Annotated in this window: 12 protein-coding genes and 2 pseudogenes; 10 read left to right on the forward strand and 4 right to left on the reverse strand. The window is 53.8% G+C overall.

Translation table 11 applies throughout. From position 1 onward, the window contains the following. The first annotated feature begins 21 nt into the window (after window positions 1-21). The gene (locus DWZ82_RS05885; RefSeq protein WP_118479487.1) at window positions 22-549 is read left to right on the forward strand and encodes a hypothetical protein; all 528 of its coding nucleotides are present in this window, start codon (window positions 22-24) and stop codon (window positions 547-549) included. A gap of 167 nt (window positions 550-716) precedes the next feature. On the opposite strand, the gene DWZ82_RS05890 is transcribed toward DWZ82_RS05885, so the two are convergent. Further along, complete coding sequence (locus DWZ82_RS05890) at window positions 717-2027, reverse strand: DUF1015 domain-containing protein (RefSeq protein WP_118479489.1); 1311 nt, start codon at window positions 2025-2027, stop codon at window positions 717-719. A 208-nt stretch (window positions 2028-2235) separates the two neighbouring features. Here DWZ82_RS05890 and ptsP point away from each other — a divergent pair, with 208 nt between their 5' ends. Continuing rightward, complete coding sequence (gene ptsP / locus DWZ82_RS05895) at window positions 2236-3951, forward strand: phosphoenolpyruvate--protein phosphotransferase (RefSeq protein WP_118479491.1); 1716 nt, start codon at window positions 2236-2238, stop codon at window positions 3949-3951. Between the two features lie 311 nt (window positions 3952-4262). Here ptsP and DWZ82_RS05905 read toward each other — a convergent pair. Both DWZ82_RS05905 and DWZ82_RS15995 read right to left on the reverse strand, forming a co-directional pair. Continuing rightward, window positions 4263-4394: pseudogene (locus tag DWZ82_RS05905) on the reverse strand (alpha/beta-type small acid-soluble spore protein); the annotation flags it as partial. A gap of 27 nt (window positions 4395-4421) precedes the next feature. Then, window positions 4422-4484, reverse strand: a pseudogene (locus tag DWZ82_RS15995) (hypothetical protein); the annotation flags it as partial. 36 nt (window positions 4485-4520) lie between these two features. Between DWZ82_RS15995 and DWZ82_RS05915 the strand changes: the two are divergent. From DWZ82_RS05915 to DWZ82_RS05935, 5 genes are all read left to right on the forward strand, one after another. Beyond that, on the forward strand, window positions 4521-5333 hold the full coding sequence (locus tag DWZ82_RS05915; RefSeq protein ID WP_118479493.1) for a ParA family protein: 813 nt from the start codon (window positions 4521-4523) through the stop codon (window positions 5331-5333). Beyond that, a complete protein-coding gene (locus tag DWZ82_RS05920; protein WP_118479495.1) occupies window positions 5293-6225 on the forward strand; it encodes a ParB/RepB/Spo0J family partition protein in 933 nt (310 codons plus the stop codon). Before DWZ82_RS05915 ends, DWZ82_RS05920 begins: the two co-directional genes overlap by 41 nt. 123 nt (window positions 6226-6348) lie before the next feature. Next, a complete protein-coding gene (locus DWZ82_RS05925) occupies window positions 6349-6648 on the forward strand; it encodes a hypothetical protein (RefSeq protein ID WP_118479497.1) in 300 nt (99 codons plus the stop codon). Then, window positions 6645-7466 (forward strand): LPD28 domain-containing protein, encoded by an 822-nt coding sequence (locus tag DWZ82_RS05930; RefSeq protein ID WP_118479499.1) that lies wholly within the window; start codon window positions 6645-6647, stop codon window positions 7464-7466. The genes DWZ82_RS05925 and DWZ82_RS05930 overlap by 4 nt, the downstream gene beginning before the upstream one ends. Window positions 7467-7574: 108 nt before the next feature. Continuing rightward, window positions 7575-8774: an ATP-binding protein gene (locus DWZ82_RS05935; protein ID WP_118479501.1), complete on the forward strand. Its 1200-nt coding sequence runs from the start codon at window positions 7575-7577 to the stop codon at window positions 8772-8774. Here DWZ82_RS05935 and DWZ82_RS14960 read toward each other — a convergent pair. Further along, entirely contained in the window at window positions 8738-9127 is a 390-nt protein-coding gene (locus tag DWZ82_RS14960) for a hypothetical protein (RefSeq protein ID WP_147356909.1), read from the reverse strand. The two genes, DWZ82_RS05935 and DWZ82_RS14960, sit on opposite strands and share 37 nt — an antisense overlap. Window positions 9128-9695: 568 nt before the next feature. Here DWZ82_RS14960 and DWZ82_RS05940 point away from each other — a divergent pair. From DWZ82_RS05940 to DWZ82_RS05950, 3 genes are all read left to right on the forward strand, one after another. Then, window positions 9696-10046, forward strand: coding sequence for a TnpV protein (locus DWZ82_RS05940; RefSeq protein WP_243022892.1), 351 nt, complete (start codon window positions 9696-9698; stop codon window positions 10044-10046). Between the two features lie 668 nt (window positions 10047-10714). Continuing rightward, entirely contained in the window at window positions 10715-16744 is a 6030-nt protein-coding gene (locus DWZ82_RS05945; protein WP_442861218.1) for a DEAD/DEAH box helicase family protein, read from the forward strand. Beyond that, entirely contained in the window at window positions 16741-17502 is a 762-nt protein-coding gene (locus DWZ82_RS05950) for a DUF3848 domain-containing protein (protein ID WP_118479505.1), read from the forward strand. The genes DWZ82_RS05945 and DWZ82_RS05950 overlap by 4 nt, the downstream gene beginning before the upstream one ends.

Here is a 17502-nt window from a genome sequence, read left to right on the forward strand (position 1 = left end):
TTGCAGAAAGGAGAACCGTCCATGCGCGCAGACGTATTCTGTAACGACAACCCAATCGGCACGATCGACTGGACCCCGGACAAGAGCGGCGTGCAGGTCAATCTCGACTGCGCTGTCTGCGGAGACGAACTGCTGCGCTGCTATACGGTCGTGAACGGAAACATCCTGCGGGTCGGTCTGCCTGCACCGGAGCATGGCCGTCTGCGCCTGCGCCGGCATCTCTCGCGGCAAATGCTGCATGAGACTGGCTGCGAGGGCGAACCCGAACGGTTCTACCTCGCGTCTGCGCCGGAGACTTTGCCGCAGAGCAATGCGCCGCCCGAGCCGCCGCTTGTCACCGGAGATGCGGTTCTGGACGCGCTTCTATCCAACGAAAGCGTGCAGATTCAGCCGACCGAGACCGGACTGCGTCTGCAATGCCCATTCGACCCGAAAAAGCCGTTCGCGCTGGCACCGGCGTTTGTACTTTGCCACACAGAAGGAAACACGGCAGTTCTGGAATGGAAAAAGGACGCAGCCGATGCGGCTGCGTCCTCTGAAAAAGCGTAACTTTAGGTAATACCGCATAATTGAACAAGAGTGATTTGCGAGTAAATTTTGCGTACTGACGAGGCACAGTTTTGCGGTAATACTTGATGTATTACCGTGAAACTGCAACAAAGTCAGGACACAAAATTTCCGCAAAGCACCGCCGCTTTAATTGTGCGGTGTTGCCTTTACTTTACGATGGTCTTTGCCTCCATGTAGTAGCGCTTCTCGTGCGCCTCACCCATGGAGAAGGTCTTGCGCGGCAGAACACCGTCGAAAACAACGCCGCGGAACAGGTCGTTCTTGGCGATGTCCGGCAGGATGAAGCCGAGGTTGCCCGGCTTTTCCGCCAGCGAAACAACAACGTCCGTGCCGTGGATGTAGTCGATCTTCGCGGAGGTGTGGGTTTCAAGATAAGCGTCCAGACCGGTCTGGATGGTAGCGACCGGAATGGCCCACTTCGGGTTCTCGACAACAAACACGCCCGACTTGTTCGCCGAGCAGAACGGGAAGAAGTGCACGTTTTCACTCTTGGGAGCCTCGTCGGCAACGTAAGCCTTGCAGCCTTCGCCGTTGTAGAAGTCGGTCAGTGCGCCGAGCAGCTCATCTGCGTCTACGCCGAACAGAGCACGGTGGATCGGCTCGATGATCAGGCTCTCGTCATGGATGTTGACAACCTCAACGAGTGCAAAACGTGCCGGATGGTTCTCCTGCTCCTCGGCAGTCAGGTCCTTCTTGACCTCTTCCCAGTACGCCTTTGCGGTGGCCATGGAGTGGTTGCCGTCGCCTACTGCATACGGCAGCAGCGCCTGTGCATCCGTGCAGCCGTACTTCTTGTTGAAGGTCTCACGATCGCAGAGTGCTTCGAGCTTGGCCTCGATGACCTCGGTCTCCGGACCGTTCGGCAGGAACCAGCCGGTGATATGGCCGCCGTTCTGCATCAGGTCGGTATCGTACAGCTTGTCATAAGAGGCGGTCTGCTCGAACAGCGGCTCGATGATCTGACGGTCGGGATCGTCGATCAGGATCATAATGTGCGGCAGCTCCAGGCACGCACCCTGACGAACCTTGAGACGGGGCGGAATACGCTCGACAACCGTCTTTTCGGTCGGGCGGATGAGGGATGCGGAACCGGGCGTGTATTCATACGCTTCCAGATCGACCGACAGCACGATGCCGCGGCGCGGGCAGGAGCCGCCGGACCAGCGCTCGGTCAGAACGACGCCGGCGGGCAGGGTGCGCAGCGTGCCGTCCTGCACATACTGCTGCATGGTCTGATGGATTTTCTCCGTGCGGGCAGCAACGTCCGCGTCCTCCAGATAAACTTCCGGCAGGGTCAGACGCAGGGTAGAGGGTGCGTCACCGACGGCCTTATCAGTCTCGGCCCAGTAGTCCGGCTGAGAGGTGTACTGGTCGCAGGCGATGACTGCCCACTTGGACAGATCCACGCCTTCACGCGGAAACATGATCTCGGGAATACGAGTGCAGCGATTAGCCATAATTATCCTTCCTCCAGTAGAAGTAGTGTGGAATGCCTCTATTATAGCAGACAAATCCCGAGTGCGGCACTCGTTTTTAAAAAATAAATGTCGGTTTGCAGAAAAAACTTTATTTGCTTGACGAAAGTATAGGGATGTTGTACAATATAATATAGGTTTGGTTGCGAAATTTGTATAAAAATACAATCGTAAAAACGGAGGAAAACCCATGGTTAAATTCAAGGCTATCGGCGTTTCGGAGGGTCTGGCGAAGGCAAAGGCTCTCGTTATCAAGGAAGAAGATCTTTCGGTCGTTAAGGAGACCGTTGCCGATGCGGAAGCCGAATGCAAGCGCGTTCTCGACGCAGTGGAAAAAGCCAAGCAGCAGATCGAAGTGCTGCGTGACGATGCGGAAAAGAATATCGGTGCGGCTGAGGCGGAAATTTTTGACGCGCATCTGATGATGCTCGACGACCCTGATTTTGTCGAGGGTATGACAAACATTGTAACGGATGAGAAGGTTTGCGCGGAGTACGCGTGCTTTGTCAACTGCGAGAACTTTCAGGCGATGTTCCGCGCGCTCGACGACGAATATATGCAGGCGCGTGCAGCAGACATCGGTGATATTTCTCAGCGGGTCATTAAGAATCTGAAGGGCATTGCGGACAACGCGATTGACACGATCACTGAGCCGTGCATTATTGTGGCGAACGACCTTACGCCGTCCGACACGGCGAAGATCGGCGGCAAGCCGGTTGCCGGTTTTATCACGAAGATCGGCGGCCGCACGAGCCATTCGGCGATCATGGCGCGTTCGATGGGCATTCCGGCGATTGTCGGTGCCGGCGAGAAGGCGGACGAGATCGCGGACGGCGACCTGCTGCTGATCGACGGCGCGGCAGGTGAAGTAGTCGCGCAGCCGGATGAGCAGACGCTTGCCGACTTTGCGGAGCGCCAGAAGGCCGATGCGGCGCATCGTGCCATGCTCGCGCAGTACAAGGATAAGGAGGGCGCGACCTCGGATGGCCGCCGTGTAATTATCGAGGGCAACATTGGTACGCCGGATGACGCGGTCCGCGTAGCGGAGCTTGGCGGTGAAGGCGTTGGTCTGTTCCGCTCGGAGTTCCTGTTCATGGATCGTACCGACCTGCCGAGCGAGGAAGAGCAGTTCGCCGCCTACAAGAAGGCGTGTGAGATCATGCAGGGCAAGCCGGTTATCATCCGCACGCTGGACATCGGCGGCGACAAGGAAGTGCCCGCACTGGCGCTGGAGCAGGAACAGAATCCGTTCCTCGGCTACCGCGCGATCCGCATTTGCTTGAATCAACCGGAGCTGTTCCTGATTCAGCTTCGCGCGCTGCTGCGTGCCGCGCAGTACGGCGATCTGCGCATTATGTTCCCGATGATTTCGTCGGTGGATGAGGTGCGTGATGCAAAGCAGGTGCTCGAGCAGGCGAAGGACATGCTGACCGCGGAAGGCGTACCTTTCAACCCGAACGTCAAGGTCGGCATTATGGTCGAGATTCCGGTGGCGGCTGTCTGCGCGGATGTGCTGGCGAAGGAGGTTGACTTCTTCTCGATTGGCACGAACGACCTGATTCAGTATTCCTGCGCGGTGGACCGCATCAACGAGAAGATTTCCTACCTGTACCGTCCGCTTCATCCGGGCGTGCTGCGCCTGATCGCCATGACGGCCAAAGCAGCGAACGAGAACGGTATCGAAGTCGGCGTATGCGGCGAGATGGCAGGCACGGCCGGCATGGCGCCGGTGCTGTGCGGTCTCGGCGTGACCAATCTGTCCATGTCGGCATCCGCAATGCTGGCAGCAAAGGCAGACCTTGCAAAGCATTCCTACGACGAATGCAGGGAACTGGCTAATAAGCTGCTCGCGTGCGCAAGCGCGTCTGATGCAGAGCGTATTTTCACGGACTGGAGAGAGTCCTGAGTAAGAGTAAAAAGCCGCCGTTTCCCTGTGAAGCGGCGGCTTTACACTGTTCGGATGGATAGAAATTGACTTGTATCGGAAAACGATATTGTTTATCAGGATAACAAGCATTATCTGAGCAAGTCCATGTCGTTTTCCTCGCCCAGTGCGACGCCTGTTTCGTTTTGGGCGTAAGCGCAAACGGCTGGGCGGAGTGGAAGAACAGGAATGGCAGAACACTTGATGAGCTGTTCCGCAGACAGGCAGAGAAAGCATAAGTAAAGGGACACGGAATGATTCTGTGTCCCTTTTTACGCAGGAAAGAGAAGCGTTTAGCCCTGGTTTGCCATATTCTGCTCGTAGGATTCGATCATCTTCTTCACCATCTGACCGCCTACGGAGCCGGCCTGACGGCTGGTCAGATCGCCGTTATAGCCCTGCTTGAGGTTTACGCCGACCTCCTTTGGCGTTTTTTCACCTCAAAACATACACTATTTTGTACATAGAACGCACTCATTTACATAAGAGAAATCGTCTGTTTTGCACAGACGATTTTCTTTTGCTTAAAAATAGAAAAGAAAGGAAAAAAGATGCAGACCATAGCAATCGTGAACCAAAAGGGCGGCGTGGGGAAAAGCACTACGGCGGTCAATCTGGGCGCTGGACTGGTGCGGCAGGGCAAGCGCGTGCTGCTCATCGACGCAGACAGTCAGGCGAATCTGACAGAAATGCTCGGCTGGCAGCAGCCGGACGAGCTCTCCCCCACGCTGGCCACCATGCTGGAGCGCATCATCTCAGACCGCCCCATCGAGCCGCAGAACGGTATCCTCCACCACAAGGAGGGCATGGACCTACTGCCCGCCAACATTGAGCTTTCCGGCTTGGAGGTGTCCCTTGTGAACACCATGAGCCGCGAAACGGTGCTGCGAACCTATCTGAGCGAGGTCAAGCGGCAGTACGACTACATTCTGGTGGATTGCAGTCCGTCCCTCGGTATGCTGACGCTGAACGCGCTGACGGCGGCAGATCGGGTCATTATCCCGGTTCAGTCACATTACTTACCCGTCAAGGGCTTGGAACAGCTTCTCCGTACGGTCAGCAAGGTGCAGCGCCAGCTGAATTCCAATCTGAAAATCAGCGGTATCCTCATCACCATGACAGAAAGCCGCACGAACTTTTCTAAGGAGATCAGCCAGCTTGTGCGGAACGCCTACGGCAAAGCGATACGAGTCTACGACACCGAGATACCGCGTGGTATCAAAGCGGCAGAAATGAGCGCCAGAGGCACCAGCATTTTCAGCTTTGACCCGCGCAGTCCTGTAGCGACCGCCTATGAGAAATTTACGAAGGAGGTGCTGGAGCATGAAAAGTGCCGCGAAAAATATCCAACTCGCCAGCTATGATGACCTGTTCAAGACAGACGAAGAACGGCAGGCAGACGCGCAGGAGCGTGTGCAGAGCCTTCCGCTGGATAAGCTGGAGCCGTTCCCGAACCATCCGTTCAAGGTAATAGACGATGATAAAATGCTGGAAACAGTTGAGAGTATCAAGGAACGGGGTGTTTTGGTTCCCATTCTGGTACGCCCGAAAAATGACGGCAATTTTGAAATCGTATCTGGACACCGCCGTCATCACGCCAGCCAGCTTGCGGGTCTGACCGAGATTCCTGCCATCGTGCGGGAGATGGACGATGATACCGCGATTTTGCTTATGGTGGACAGTAACTTGCAGCGCGAGGAACTGCTTCCATCCGAGAAAGCCTTTGCGTATAAGATGAAGCTGGACGCGATGAAACGACAGGGGCAACGGACGGATTTAACTTGTGCGCGAATTGCACACAAGTCAGACGGTATAAAATCGCGTGATATTTTGGCGGAGCAGGTTGGAGAAAGCAAAGACCAAATCCGACGCTATATCCGTTTGACCAGTCTTGTCCCTGACCTGTTGAACCGTGTGGATAACAAGACGATTGCGTTCAATGCGGCGGTGGAGGTGTCATACCTCACCGAGCCGGAACAGCTTATGCTTTGCGACGCTATCGAGCGCGAGGAATGTACGCCCAATCTCAGTCAGGCCAAGCGGCTCAAACAGTACAGCCAAGATGGCAAACTGGACGAGAATGTGGTGGACGCTATTATGACCGAGGAGAAACCTATCGAGGAAAAGCTGGTGCTGAAAGGCGATGTGCTGGCGAAATATTTCCCCCGAACTTATACGCCGTCACAAAAACAGAAAATCATCGTCAAGCTGCTGGAGGATTGGCACAAGCGGCAGCTTCGGCAGCAGGAGCGTTAGGCTTTGCATGGGTTTTCCCCTTACAATCCCTTTTCCTAACTAAGCCGAAAGAGAGAAGAAAACTACTGTGCCGAGAAAGAATATTCTTCTTTCGGCCAAGTAAAAAACCGAGGAGGCATGAGAATGAACGAAAAAGAGCAGGTCAATGAGGGCTATGTCATTATCGAGAGCGTGACCGTCGGCAACGCCCGGTTCGTCATCGGAGAAAATCCGAACAATCAGGCAGCGCCCTATGTCACATGGCAGGCCAATGTAAAAAATGACCCGAATAACTTTTTCTGGGGTCACTACTGCGCGACCAAGCTTGATGCTGTTGCAGACTTTGCCCAACGCATCAACGCAGAAGCCGAATATTTGCGGGAGCGTACAAAGGCCAACACAGCGCCGTTACAAGAACGAAAAGAACGAGGTGAAACCAGATGAGCTATGACGCGCAGAAGGTGACCTATCAGGAGGTCACGATTTTTGACCAACCGGCACTGTTTACAGAATACCGCGTTGACCGAGCCACCGTGCCGGAGGGTGTATATCGCTACGAGCTGCGCCACGGGGATGAGGATTGGGGCGAACCCGTTGAACTGGCCAGAAGCATTTTCGCCAACTACTACGGCACCGTCCTCACCCGTGAGCCGTTCCAACTTCCCATTGATGGGTGGATTCCAATGGAGAATGACAGTCTTTCCTTTCTGGATGGTGAGTGTCGCACCCTTGCGGAATTTCAGCAGAAGTACCCCGCCAGTGAAAAGCGGGTCATCGACTTTTTTGTAGCCGATGACACTGCGCTGCATGACCTCTGTTACTCCCAGACTGAGGAGCAGGACAAGGTCGCTGGCTGTATCGGCCATCTGCGCGGCGACTTTGGCAGCGGCAAGCAGTTTTTTACGACTTGGTGGCCGCACCAGAATGACATGCTGAACACACCTGAGTTCAAGGCAGATATTGACCGCACCGTGAATTGGTTGAGAGAACAGCCAGATTCCCCGCTGCGGGACTTTGACACCATGAAACGATGCTGCACTTACTATCAGCGAAGCTGCGCCATCAAAGATGCTATTCTTCCATCCTGCGCGTTTCTGGTGGAAAGCAAGCAGTATGTGTATATGCTGCGCTGTACGCCGACAAAGGGCGATTATAATTTTTATATGTATTGCTACCAGCGTGATACCTTTGAAAAATACCGCGCACAGCTGAAAGCCAAAGCGCGTTCCCTTGCTAAGAAGCGAGCGGAGCCGGAACGATAAGTCATATCGCCTCTGAATAGATATAAAGTTTTTACGGTTAGACCAGAAAAACTCATTGCATATCCTGATTTTTCTGGTTATACTAATAGCTATAGGGGAGGCGATATCATGATTAACAGACCGGACTATATTGAAGCTATCGAGCCGTTTATTGATAAACCGCTTGTCAAGATACTGGCTGGCGTTCGCCGCTGCGGCAAGTCTACCATTTTTGAAATGCTGAAAGAAGAATTTCTGCGCCGTGGCATATCCGAGGACCATATTATCTCCAAGCGATACACGGAGATGGACATTCCTGAAAACATCACCGCCAAGCAGATGTATGATGAACTGCTGGAAGCTATGAAAGGAAAAGACCATTGCTACCTTCTGCTGGACGAGATTCAGGAGATAGACGGATGGGAAAAAGCGGTCAACAGTCTGCTGGAGGGTGCAGATGCCGACATCTATGTAACCGGCTCCAATTCCAAACTGATGTCCAGCGAAATCTCAACCTATCTGACAGGGCGCTATGTTTCCATTCCCGTCTATACGCTGTCGTTCAAGGAGTATCTGGACTTTAAGGCAGACAGCACCCTATCACGCAGGGAACTGCTAGAGGAATATATTCGCTTTGGCGGCTTTCCCATTATTGCGCTGAGCGAGTATGATGAGCAGAGTGCCTATCAGATCGTCAACGGCATTTATCACACCGTAGTTTCCCGCGATATTGTAAAGCGCCACCGTATCAACAAGCAAGATCTTTTTGATCGCGTGGTGAAATACATCATCGAGAATATGGGCAAGACCTTTTCGGCTAACTCTATCTCTACTTTTTTGAAAAGTGAGCACCGTAAAGTTTCGGTGGAGAGCATTTACAATTATCTGCGCTGGTTGGAGCAGGCGTTCATCATTTATCCATGCGAACGCTATGACCTGCAAGGCAAGAGCATTTTGAAAACGCAGGAGAAGTATTATCTTTCCGATGTATCGCTCAAATATGCTCTGCTGGGCTATAATCGAAAGATGCTGGATGGTGCGATGGAAAACATCGTCTTTCTGGAATTGAAGCGCCGCGGTTACGATGTTTTTATCGGCAAGAACGATACGAAGGAGATCGACTTTGTAGCAACGCGCCGTGACGAAAAGATTTATGTGCAGGTCTGTGTCCAGATTCCGGCAACTTCAGATCGAGAGGTCGGAAATCTGATGGAGATTCGTGACCATTATCCTAAATATGTCGTTACGCTCAACGAAATGGATACCGGCATTGAAAACGGTATTAAAATCGTTCATCTTGTCGATTTCCTGCTTGCCGAAACATGGTGAGTAATACTTCCATATCGTAAAATTAAATCATCCGCTGAAAGCAGTCCATAAGGGCTGCTTTTTTCATACCTTTGGAAAGGAGGACAACACATTTGCCAACCAAATTTCAGTTCATCACCGAACTGTACGACCAGACCGTGCGAAGCGTCACCAGCAGCTACAAAAGCTGGACAGGCTTTCTCCGTGCGGCCTGCTATAACTACAAATGCCCGTTTGATGAGCAAATCCTGATCTATGCCCAGCGCCCGGACGCAACTGCCGTTCTGGAAATGGAACGCTGGAACCGGCAGTTTGGCCGCTGGGTCAATCGCGGTGCAAAAAGCATTGCCGTGTTCGGTGACGATGGACAGCATCTGTTGAAACTCTACTTCGATGTGTCGGATACGCACGAGTCACGATTTTCTCGTCCGCTGCCGATCTGGACAATGCAGCCTGCCTTTGAACCGGCTGTCATTGAAACGCTGGAGGCCACCTTCGGAAACCTTGCCGAGAAAGAAAATCTCGCAGAGGCGGTGCGCTCTGCCAGCCATAACGCCGTGGCAGATAACATCACGGACTATCTGCATGACCTACTGGATTGCCGCGAGGACAGTCTGCTGGAAGAACTGGACGACCTCAATCTGGAGGTATTCTACCGGGATGCACTGGAAGTCAGCGTGTCCTATATGCTACTGACCCGTCTGGGCCTGCGGGCAGATGATTACTTTTCACCTGATGAATTCGGCCATATCTATGAATTCAACACGCCTACTACCATCAACGCCCTTGGCATCGCTACCAGTGACATCGCAGAAATAGGACTGCGCGAAATCAGCCGAACCGTCATGCAGGCTCAGCGAGAGCAGTTATTTGCAAAGGACAGCAAAAACCGGTATGATTCCAATACCGAACGAAATATTGACGCTGAAAGGAGCGATGAACATGGAAATCACCTATCACGAGCAGAACGGCTTTCAGATTCCGAACCTGCTGCTTCCGCAGGAGCCGGAAGTCCATCTGGGCAAGTACGCGGAACTGCGGCGGCAGTACCTCAAGCAGCACCGCCGCGTGCTGTACACCAACTTGAAAACGAGCTGTCGGCTGACGGAACATCTGGCGGAGATCGAGCAGACCGCGCAGAGGATGGTAGCACAGGCCGTGGCGCAGATGGCGAAAGCCGAGGGCGTGACGGAGGAGTTGAAAGCGACCGATCCGCTGCGCTGGACGGGTCTGATGAACAATCTCCGGCACAGCGCGGAGGAGCAGGTACTGAACGATCTGATTTACAGCTAAACAAAACCAACGAAAGCGCTGCAGCCACCGAATTTCCTCCCTTTCTGGATACCCACCTCATTGAAGCGAACCTGCTGGACGACGGCGGGCGCAAGCACAAGCGGCAGGAGATTTTTGAGTATTTCCAGAGCCACAAGAATCTTGCAGAACGCACAGAGTTCTTGAAAAACAGCTACAACGATATATGGGTGGAAGTCATGACCGACGGCATTCGGACAGGCTACCACGCCGAAAAAGACGGACTTTTGATGTGGGAGGGTAGCTACCTCTCCCGTACTTCGGAGTCCGTTTTTTCGTGGTCAGTCATTACCGAAATGACAGAAAATCTTATTGAACGCGGCGAGTATAAGATCAAGCTGGGTCTGCAAAATGCCCCTGTCATGGCAGAGCAGCTTGCCCTGTTCGATATGGGCGGTGATACGCTGGTGTATGAGATACCCGAGGGTGAGGTGTCCGGCGTTCCTACATCCGCACGCACGGTGTCGCAGGAGGTCATTGACCAGGTACTCTGCACAGGCGGAAATGAGCCCAACAGCGCGGAGCGTATCGCCATATTTTATATGCGGGAACGGCCAGAGCAGGAAAATGAAGAGTTTTTGCGCCGGGAGTTTGGCACGGAAAATGGGCGCGGCATTGAATATGAAGGCCGCAAATATGCCGTGTGGTTCATGGAAGATGGCATCCATCTTGCTCAAGGTGACAGTATCCGCACCGGGTACAGCAAAACTGTGGTCACATGGGAGCAGGTTTCAACTCGTATTTTGGAACTGCTGGAGGTAGGTACTTACCTGTCGGCAGCAGAGTTGGAGCAGGCCCCGGACAAGGTGCTGCACGAAGCAATGGAAGCTCTGCTGATGACCGCCCGTGACCTGAACGAAGAAGGGCGCGCACAGGGCCTATTCCCACAGACATTGGCGATCCATGACCAACACAAGGGCTATCCAGAACTGAACGACGATATGGTGGCGTTTGCAAAAAACGAAGGCGGATTGCAGACGCTCTCACAGGAATACCACAATTTTCTCGATGCCTATGCCGCAGATCAGAGTATCACGAGATTCCACTTAAGCGGTTATAACACACACCGTATCGGCGTTGTGCTGGACGGTCTGAACCTGCCGGAGCGCCACTTCACCGCACAGCCAAACTTCCTGCGCCAATGCAAAATGTTCATCACGCAGGATGAAATTGACCGATATTTTCTTCGTCAGTCCACAGATACCAGACTGGCAGTTTACTCGCATTTCTGCAATTCTAACGATACAGCCGAACACCAAAAGTTTATCAAATCCCTTTTTGGCGAGTACAGCGGTTCGGCTATGGATGGTTATGATTACGAGGAAACGCACGCGGGCATTAGAATGCGCCGCCGCTATGCACGCAAGAACTATGATGAAGTCAAGCTGACAATCCCCAAGGTGGTCAAAGAGTACGAGCAGCTGATTGCACAGAAGCGGTTTCCCGGCGAGGATGCTATCGCACAAATCCCGAAATATGAGCGTGGACAGCTGGCACGAATTGTTTATCACGGTTTTTACAATGCGCCTGACGATGTTCCGCGGCCCTATCCCAAAAGTGCGGATTTCTACGAAGCTGTCCATGCTATCGAAGCACAGCTCCCGGATAGAGCAAAAGCGGCTGAGATGCTGGCGGCGTTAACCTATCGGTTGGACAGCCTGGACGAGAATGACCGGTATTTCGATTCCGTCCGCCGCGCAAAAGAGCGGCTTTCGGAGTATGTGGACGGCACTTTCAGCCTGTTCAACCATCGGCACGATACGCCACAGCAGGAACAAGCTGAATTTTCTGCTGAACCCGAACCCGTGCCGCAGGAAATCCCACCGACTATCGAAGCGGAGCAGCCGCAGATAGACGAACCCACTGTAGTACTTACGCCGCTGAGAAAGAAAAAGCAAAACGCGCTTGCCTATCCGCTGGACGCAAACGGCAGCAACTATCGCATCACCGATGACCATATCGGAGAGGGCGCGCCGCTGGAGCGTTTTCAGCGCAATTTGGATGCGATTCGCACACTGAAAACCGTGGAAACGGAGAACCGCGCCGCCACATCAGAGGAACAGGCGGTGCTGGCACAGTATGTGGGCTGGGGCGGTCTTGCCAATTTCTTCGACGGAAAGAACCCGCGATACAGCGAGTTGAAAAACCTGCTGACCGATGAGGAATACACTGCCGCCCGTGAATCCACGCTTACGGCATTTTACACGCCGCCTGCGGTGATTCGCAGTATTTACACCGCACTGGGACAGATGGGCTTCACACAGGGCAACATTCTGGAGCCGTCCTGCGGCATCGGCAATTTCCTCGGTATGCTGCCGGAAAGCATGAGCGGCAGTAAGCTCTATGGCGTGGAGCTGGACGACCTCTCCGGCCGCATTGCCCGCCAGCTTTATCAGAAAAGCAGTATTGCGGTACAGGGCTTCGAAAAAACCGCCTTCCCAGATAACTTTTTTGACATTGCCATCGGCAATGTTCCCTTCGGCCAGTTCCATGTAGCGGATAAACGCTATGACCGGCTGAATTTCCCCATCCATGAGTATTTCATCGCAAAGGCTCTCGATGAGGTCAGACCGGGCGGCGTCATCGCCGTTGTGACCTCCAGCTACACGATGGACAAGCGCACCGCCAGTGCCCGTAAATACATCGCACAGCGAGCGGAGCTGCTGGGTGCGATCCGACTTCCCAACAATGCGTTCAAATCCGCGGCAGGAACCGAGGTCGTTTCAGACATCCTGTTCCTCCAAAAGCGTGAGCGTATGGTGGACATCGAACCAGAATGGGTACACCTTGCCACCAACGATAACGGCATTCAGATGAACAGCTACTTTATCGACCACCCGGATATGATCTTGGGCGAGATGAAGATGGTGTCCGGGCCGTTCGGCCCCACGCCCACCTGCGAGCCGTACCCGGAGCAGCCGTTGGAAGCACTGCTGGCGGAGGCCGTTCAAAATATCCACGGCGAGATCACCGCCTATGACCGGGAGGAAGAACTGGAGGGTGAGGATCATTCCGTTGAGGCTGATCCCGCTGTCCGCAATTTTTCCTATACACTGGTGAACGGGCAAATCTACTACCGTGAAAACAGCCGCATGAACCCGGTGGAGGTATCCAAGACGGCGGAGAGCAGAATCCGCGGCATGATCGAGCTGCGGGACTGTGTGCGGACGCTGTTGGAATACCAGACCGAGGACTATCCCGATGAAGAAATCAAGGCGCAGCAAGCCAAGCTGAATGCCCTCTACGATGCCTTCACCCGGAAATACGGACTCATCAATTCCCGCGGCAACGCCATCGCCTTCGATCAAGACAGCTCCTATTTTCTGCTGTGCTCACTGGAAATTCTGGACGAGGATCGGAACCTGAAAAGGAAGGCAGACCTGTTCACCAAGCGCACCATCCGCAGTCACAAACCCGCTGAAAAGGTAGATACAGCGGTGGAGGCGCTGGCGCTGTCCATTGGCGAAAAGGCCCATGTGGATATGGACTATATGGGCAGGCTCACCGGCAAGGATGAGGAAACGCTGTTTTCTGACCTCAAGGGCGTGATTTTTTTGAACCCCGCTTATACCGGCGAGAACGATGGGCATGAGAAATACCTGCCCGCAGACGAGTATCTTTCCGGCAATGTGCGTCAGAAATTGGCGGTTGCCCAAGGCAAGGCAGAACAGGACCCGCAGTATCAGATCAACGCCGAGGCATTGGCGCAGGTGCAGCCCACCGACCTCACTGCCAGCGAGATCTCCGTCCGGCTGGGCGCTACATGGCTGGACACCGAATATGTCCGCCGGTTTATCTTCGAAACGTTGGGGACACCCCGCAGCGTGCAATGGGGCATGAAGGTCCACTATTCCGGCATCACCGGCGAGTGGCGCATCGAGGGCAAGAGCAAGGATCGCGGCAATGTGAAGGCCAACAGCACCTACGGCACCAAGCGCATCAACGCCTATGAGATTATCGAGGACACCTTGAATTTGAAGGACGTCCGCATCTTCGATTATGTGTACGACGCAGATGGCAGGAAAACCGCTGTCCTCAACAAGAAGGAAACCGCCATCGCCCAGAGCAAACAGGAACTCATTAAAGAGGCTTTTGCCGAGTGGATCTGGAAAGACCCTGACCGGCGCGAGGCCATCTGCAAGACCTACAATATCCTGTTCAACAGTAACCGCCCCCGTGAGTATGATGGCAGTCACATCAGCTTTTCAGGCATGAACCCGGAAATCACGCTCCGCAAGCACCAGGTCAACGCCATCGCCCATATTCTCTACGGTGGAAATACTTTGCTGGCTCATGTAGTGGGCGCGGGAAAAACCTTTGAAATGGTAGCCGCCGCCATGGAGAGCAAGCGACTAGGCCTGTGTCAAAAATCTCTCTTTGTGGTGCCCAACCACCTGACAGAGCAGTGGGCCACTGAGTTTTTGCAGCTCTATCCGGCAGCGAACATCCTTGTCGCTACCCGTAAGGATTTTGAAACCAAAAACCGCAAGAAATTCTGTGGTAGGATCGCCACCGGCGACTATGACGCCGTTATTATCGGACATTCGCAGTTCGAGAAGATCCCTATGAGCGTAGAGCGCCAGCGGGCCATTCTGGAACAGCAGATCGACGAGATCATGGTGGGGATTTCCGATGCCAAGCGAGAAAAAGCCGAGAACTTCACCATCAAACAGATGGAGAAAACCAAGAAGGGCCTGCAAGCCAAGATCGACAAGCTGAATGACCAGAGCCGCAAGGACGATGTGGTCACCTTTGAGGAATTGGGCGTTGACCGCATCTTCATTGACGAGTCGCACTATTTTAAGAACCTCTTTTTATACACGAAAATGCGGAATGTGGGCGGTATTGCCCAGACTGAGGCGCAGAAAAGCTCAGACCTTTTTATGAAGTGCCGCTATTTGGACGAGATCACCGGAGGCCGCGGCATTGTCTTTGCCACCGGTACCCCTATTTCCAACAGCATGGTGGAGCTTTACACCATCCAACGTTACTTGCAGATGTCGGCACTGGAAGAGCAGGGCTTACAGCACTTTGACGCATGGGCGGCGAACTACGGGGAAACCGTCACCGCCATTGAGTTGTCCCCGGAAGGCACCGGCTACCGCGCCAAAACGCGCTTTGCCAAGTTCTATAACCTGCCGGAGCTGATGAGCGTATTCAAAAATGTGGCGGACATTCAGACGGCGGATATGCTCAAGTTGCCCGTGCCGGAGGCGCATTACCACAACATCGCCCTGAAACCCTCCGAGTATCAGAAAGAGATTGTGGCGTCGCTGGCGGAGCGGGCCGAGAAGGTCCGCAACCGCGAGGTGGACAGCAGCGTGGACAATATGCTGATGATTACCAACGATGGCCGCAAGCTGGCGCTGGATCAGCGGCTGGTCAACCCCATGCTTCCCAGCAATCCCAACAGCAAAGCCGCCAAGTGCGCGGAAAATGTGTTTGAGATCTGGCAGCGCACCGCTGGCCAACGCTCCACGCAGATGATTTTTTGCGACCTCTCCACCCCAAAGGATGACGGAACCTTCAGCGTTTATGATGATATTCGCGCGAAGCTGCTGGAATTGGGTATTCCCGAAAACGAGATCGCCTTCATCCACAACGCCAAGAGTGAGGCGCAGAAGAAAGACCTGTTCGGCAAGGTGCGGAGCGGTCAGGTGCGTATCCTGCTGGGCAGTACCCAGCGCATGGGCGCTGGCACCAACTGCCAGCAAAAGCTCGTCGCTTTGCACCATCTGGATTGCCCGTGGCGTCCGTCCGACCTTCAGCAGCGTGAGGGGCGCATTATACGGCAGGGCAACGAGAATTCTGAGGTAGACATTTACAGCTATGTCACCGAGGGTACCTTCGATGCCTACTTGTATCAGTTGGTAGAATCCAAGCAGAAATTCATATCGCAAATTATGACCAGCAAATCGCCTGTCCGTTCCGCCGAAGATGTAGACGAACAGGCACTTTCTTATGCCGAGATCAAGGCACTGGCCAGCGGCAACCCCATGATCAAGGAAAAGATGGATCTTGACATTGAGGTGTCCAAGCTGAAGCTGTTGAAAGCCAACCATCTTTCTCAGAAATACGCGCTGGAGGACGCCATCAGCAAGGGCTTTCCGAAACAGATTGCGGAAACGCAAGAACGGCTCACTGGTTATGGCACGGATATTGCCACGGTCAAGGAGAATACCCATCCTAACGAAGATGGCTTCTCTCCGCTTACACTGACGGGCGTCACCCATGCCGACAAGAAGGAGGCGGGCGCAGCGCTGCTGACCATGTGCCAGAATATGCTCTCGCCGGAGGCAACGCAGGTGGGTTCCTACCGGGGCCTGACGCTGGAGCTGGCCTTTGATACCTTCGCACGAGAATACCGCCTGACCATGATCGGGCAGCTTCGTCACACGGTCACGCTGGGAACCGATGTGTTTGGCAATTTACAGCGCATGGACAATGCGCTGGAGGGCCTGCCCATCAAGGAACAGGCTTGCCGGGAGCAGATTTCCAATCTGCAAACGCAGTTGGAAACCGCAAAGGCAGAGGTACAAAAGTCGTTCCCCCGTGAGGAGGAGTTGAAAGCCAAGTCCGCCAGATTGGAGGAACTGAACGCCCTGCTGAACATGGATAATAAAGCGCCGGAACCGGTGCAGGAAGAAAAATACAAACGCAAGGAGGAACTGGAACGATGAGTACGACTGAAGAACGCGCCCAGATGCTTTATGACAAGGCGCTGACCGAACTGAACACCTATCTGGAGGATATGAAAACCAAACCGCCGCAGGAGATTATCAACAGTGCCTATCAAATCGTGAATAAGCAGGACTTGCTGATGATTTTGGAAAGTGCGGAGTTTACGCCAGCGGAACTCAATGTGCTGAACGAACTGGATCATCCTCTACAAGTGCTGTATGAGGAATGGCTGCCTGTGGAGGACAGGCATATGGAGGAGCTGCGTGACTCTGTACAGAGCTATCTCGACACTCGCCTGCAACACCGGGCAGAGAAACTGTACGCTGACCCGTCTGTGTTCCGTTACGAAGGCTCGTACTCGGAAGCACGCGAAAAGGGAGAGGTACATCTCTACCGCGCCAACCGAAAACGCGACCGTGCGTGTATCGATGCTTTCACAGAGAATATCAGCGATGCCAACGAAGCGCGTAGGATGCGCGAGTTTGTGCAGGAGTGGACACAGGAATTCGGACATGACCGCTGTAAATTTCTTCTTGGATACACGGTGCAGTGCGCCGACTGGGACGGACGGTACTCTGTTGCATCCAAGCGTGAAGCCGCCAAAACGAACTATCACATTACGCCGGAACATGACCCGTTTTCGGAGTTCCACACGAACGCGCATCCCTGCCTGGTAAACTATGCTTATGAATTGCTGATTGAGCAGGAGCGCGACAAGAAAAAATCCGCACCGAAGCGCGATGAGCCGGAGAGGTGA

Origin of the sequence: Butyricicoccus sp. AF35-5AC, from assembly GCF_003477715.1 — a bacterium.
GTDB classification, from domain to species: domain Bacteria; phylum Bacillota; class Clostridia; order Oscillospirales; family Butyricicoccaceae; genus Agathobaculum; species Agathobaculum butyriciproducens.

Excerpts from the sequence above, each read along its gene's own strand:
- DWZ82_RS05885 (WP_118479487.1), top strand. The coding sequence starts at position 22 with ATGCGCGCAGACGTATTCTGTAACGACAACCCAATCGGCACGATCGAC.
- DWZ82_RS05890 (WP_118479489.1), bottom strand. The coding sequence starts at position 2,027 with ATGGCTAATCGCTGCACTCGTATTCCCGAGATCATGTTTCCGCGTGAA.
- ptsP (WP_118479491.1), top strand. The coding sequence starts at position 2,236 with ATGGTTAAATTCAAGGCTATCGGCGTTTCGGAGGGTCTGGCGAAGGCA.
- DWZ82_RS05915 (WP_118479493.1), top strand. The coding sequence starts at position 4,521 with ATGCAGACCATAGCAATCGTGAACCAAAAGGGCGGCGTGGGGAAAAGC.
- DWZ82_RS05920 (WP_118479495.1), top strand. The coding sequence starts at position 5,293 with ATGAAAAGTGCCGCGAAAAATATCCAACTCGCCAGCTATGATGACCTG.
- DWZ82_RS05925 (WP_118479497.1), top strand. The coding sequence starts at position 6,349 with ATGAACGAAAAAGAGCAGGTCAATGAGGGCTATGTCATTATCGAGAGC.
- DWZ82_RS05930 (WP_118479499.1), top strand. The coding sequence starts at position 6,645 with ATGAGCTATGACGCGCAGAAGGTGACCTATCAGGAGGTCACGATTTTT.
- DWZ82_RS05935 (WP_118479501.1), top strand. The coding sequence starts at position 7,575 with ATGATTAACAGACCGGACTATATTGAAGCTATCGAGCCGTTTATTGAT.
- DWZ82_RS14960 (WP_147356909.1), bottom strand. The coding sequence starts at position 9,127 with ATGCTGTCCATCGTCACCGAACACGGCAATGCTTTTTGCACCGCGATT.
- DWZ82_RS05940 (WP_243022892.1), top strand. The coding sequence starts at position 9,696 with ATGGAAATCACCTATCACGAGCAGAACGGCTTTCAGATTCCGAACCTG.
- DWZ82_RS05945 (WP_442861218.1), top strand. The coding sequence starts at position 10,715 with ATGGAAGATGGCATCCATCTTGCTCAAGGTGACAGTATCCGCACCGGG.
- DWZ82_RS05950 (WP_118479505.1), top strand. The coding sequence starts at position 16,741 with ATGAGTACGACTGAAGAACGCGCCCAGATGCTTTATGACAAGGCGCTG.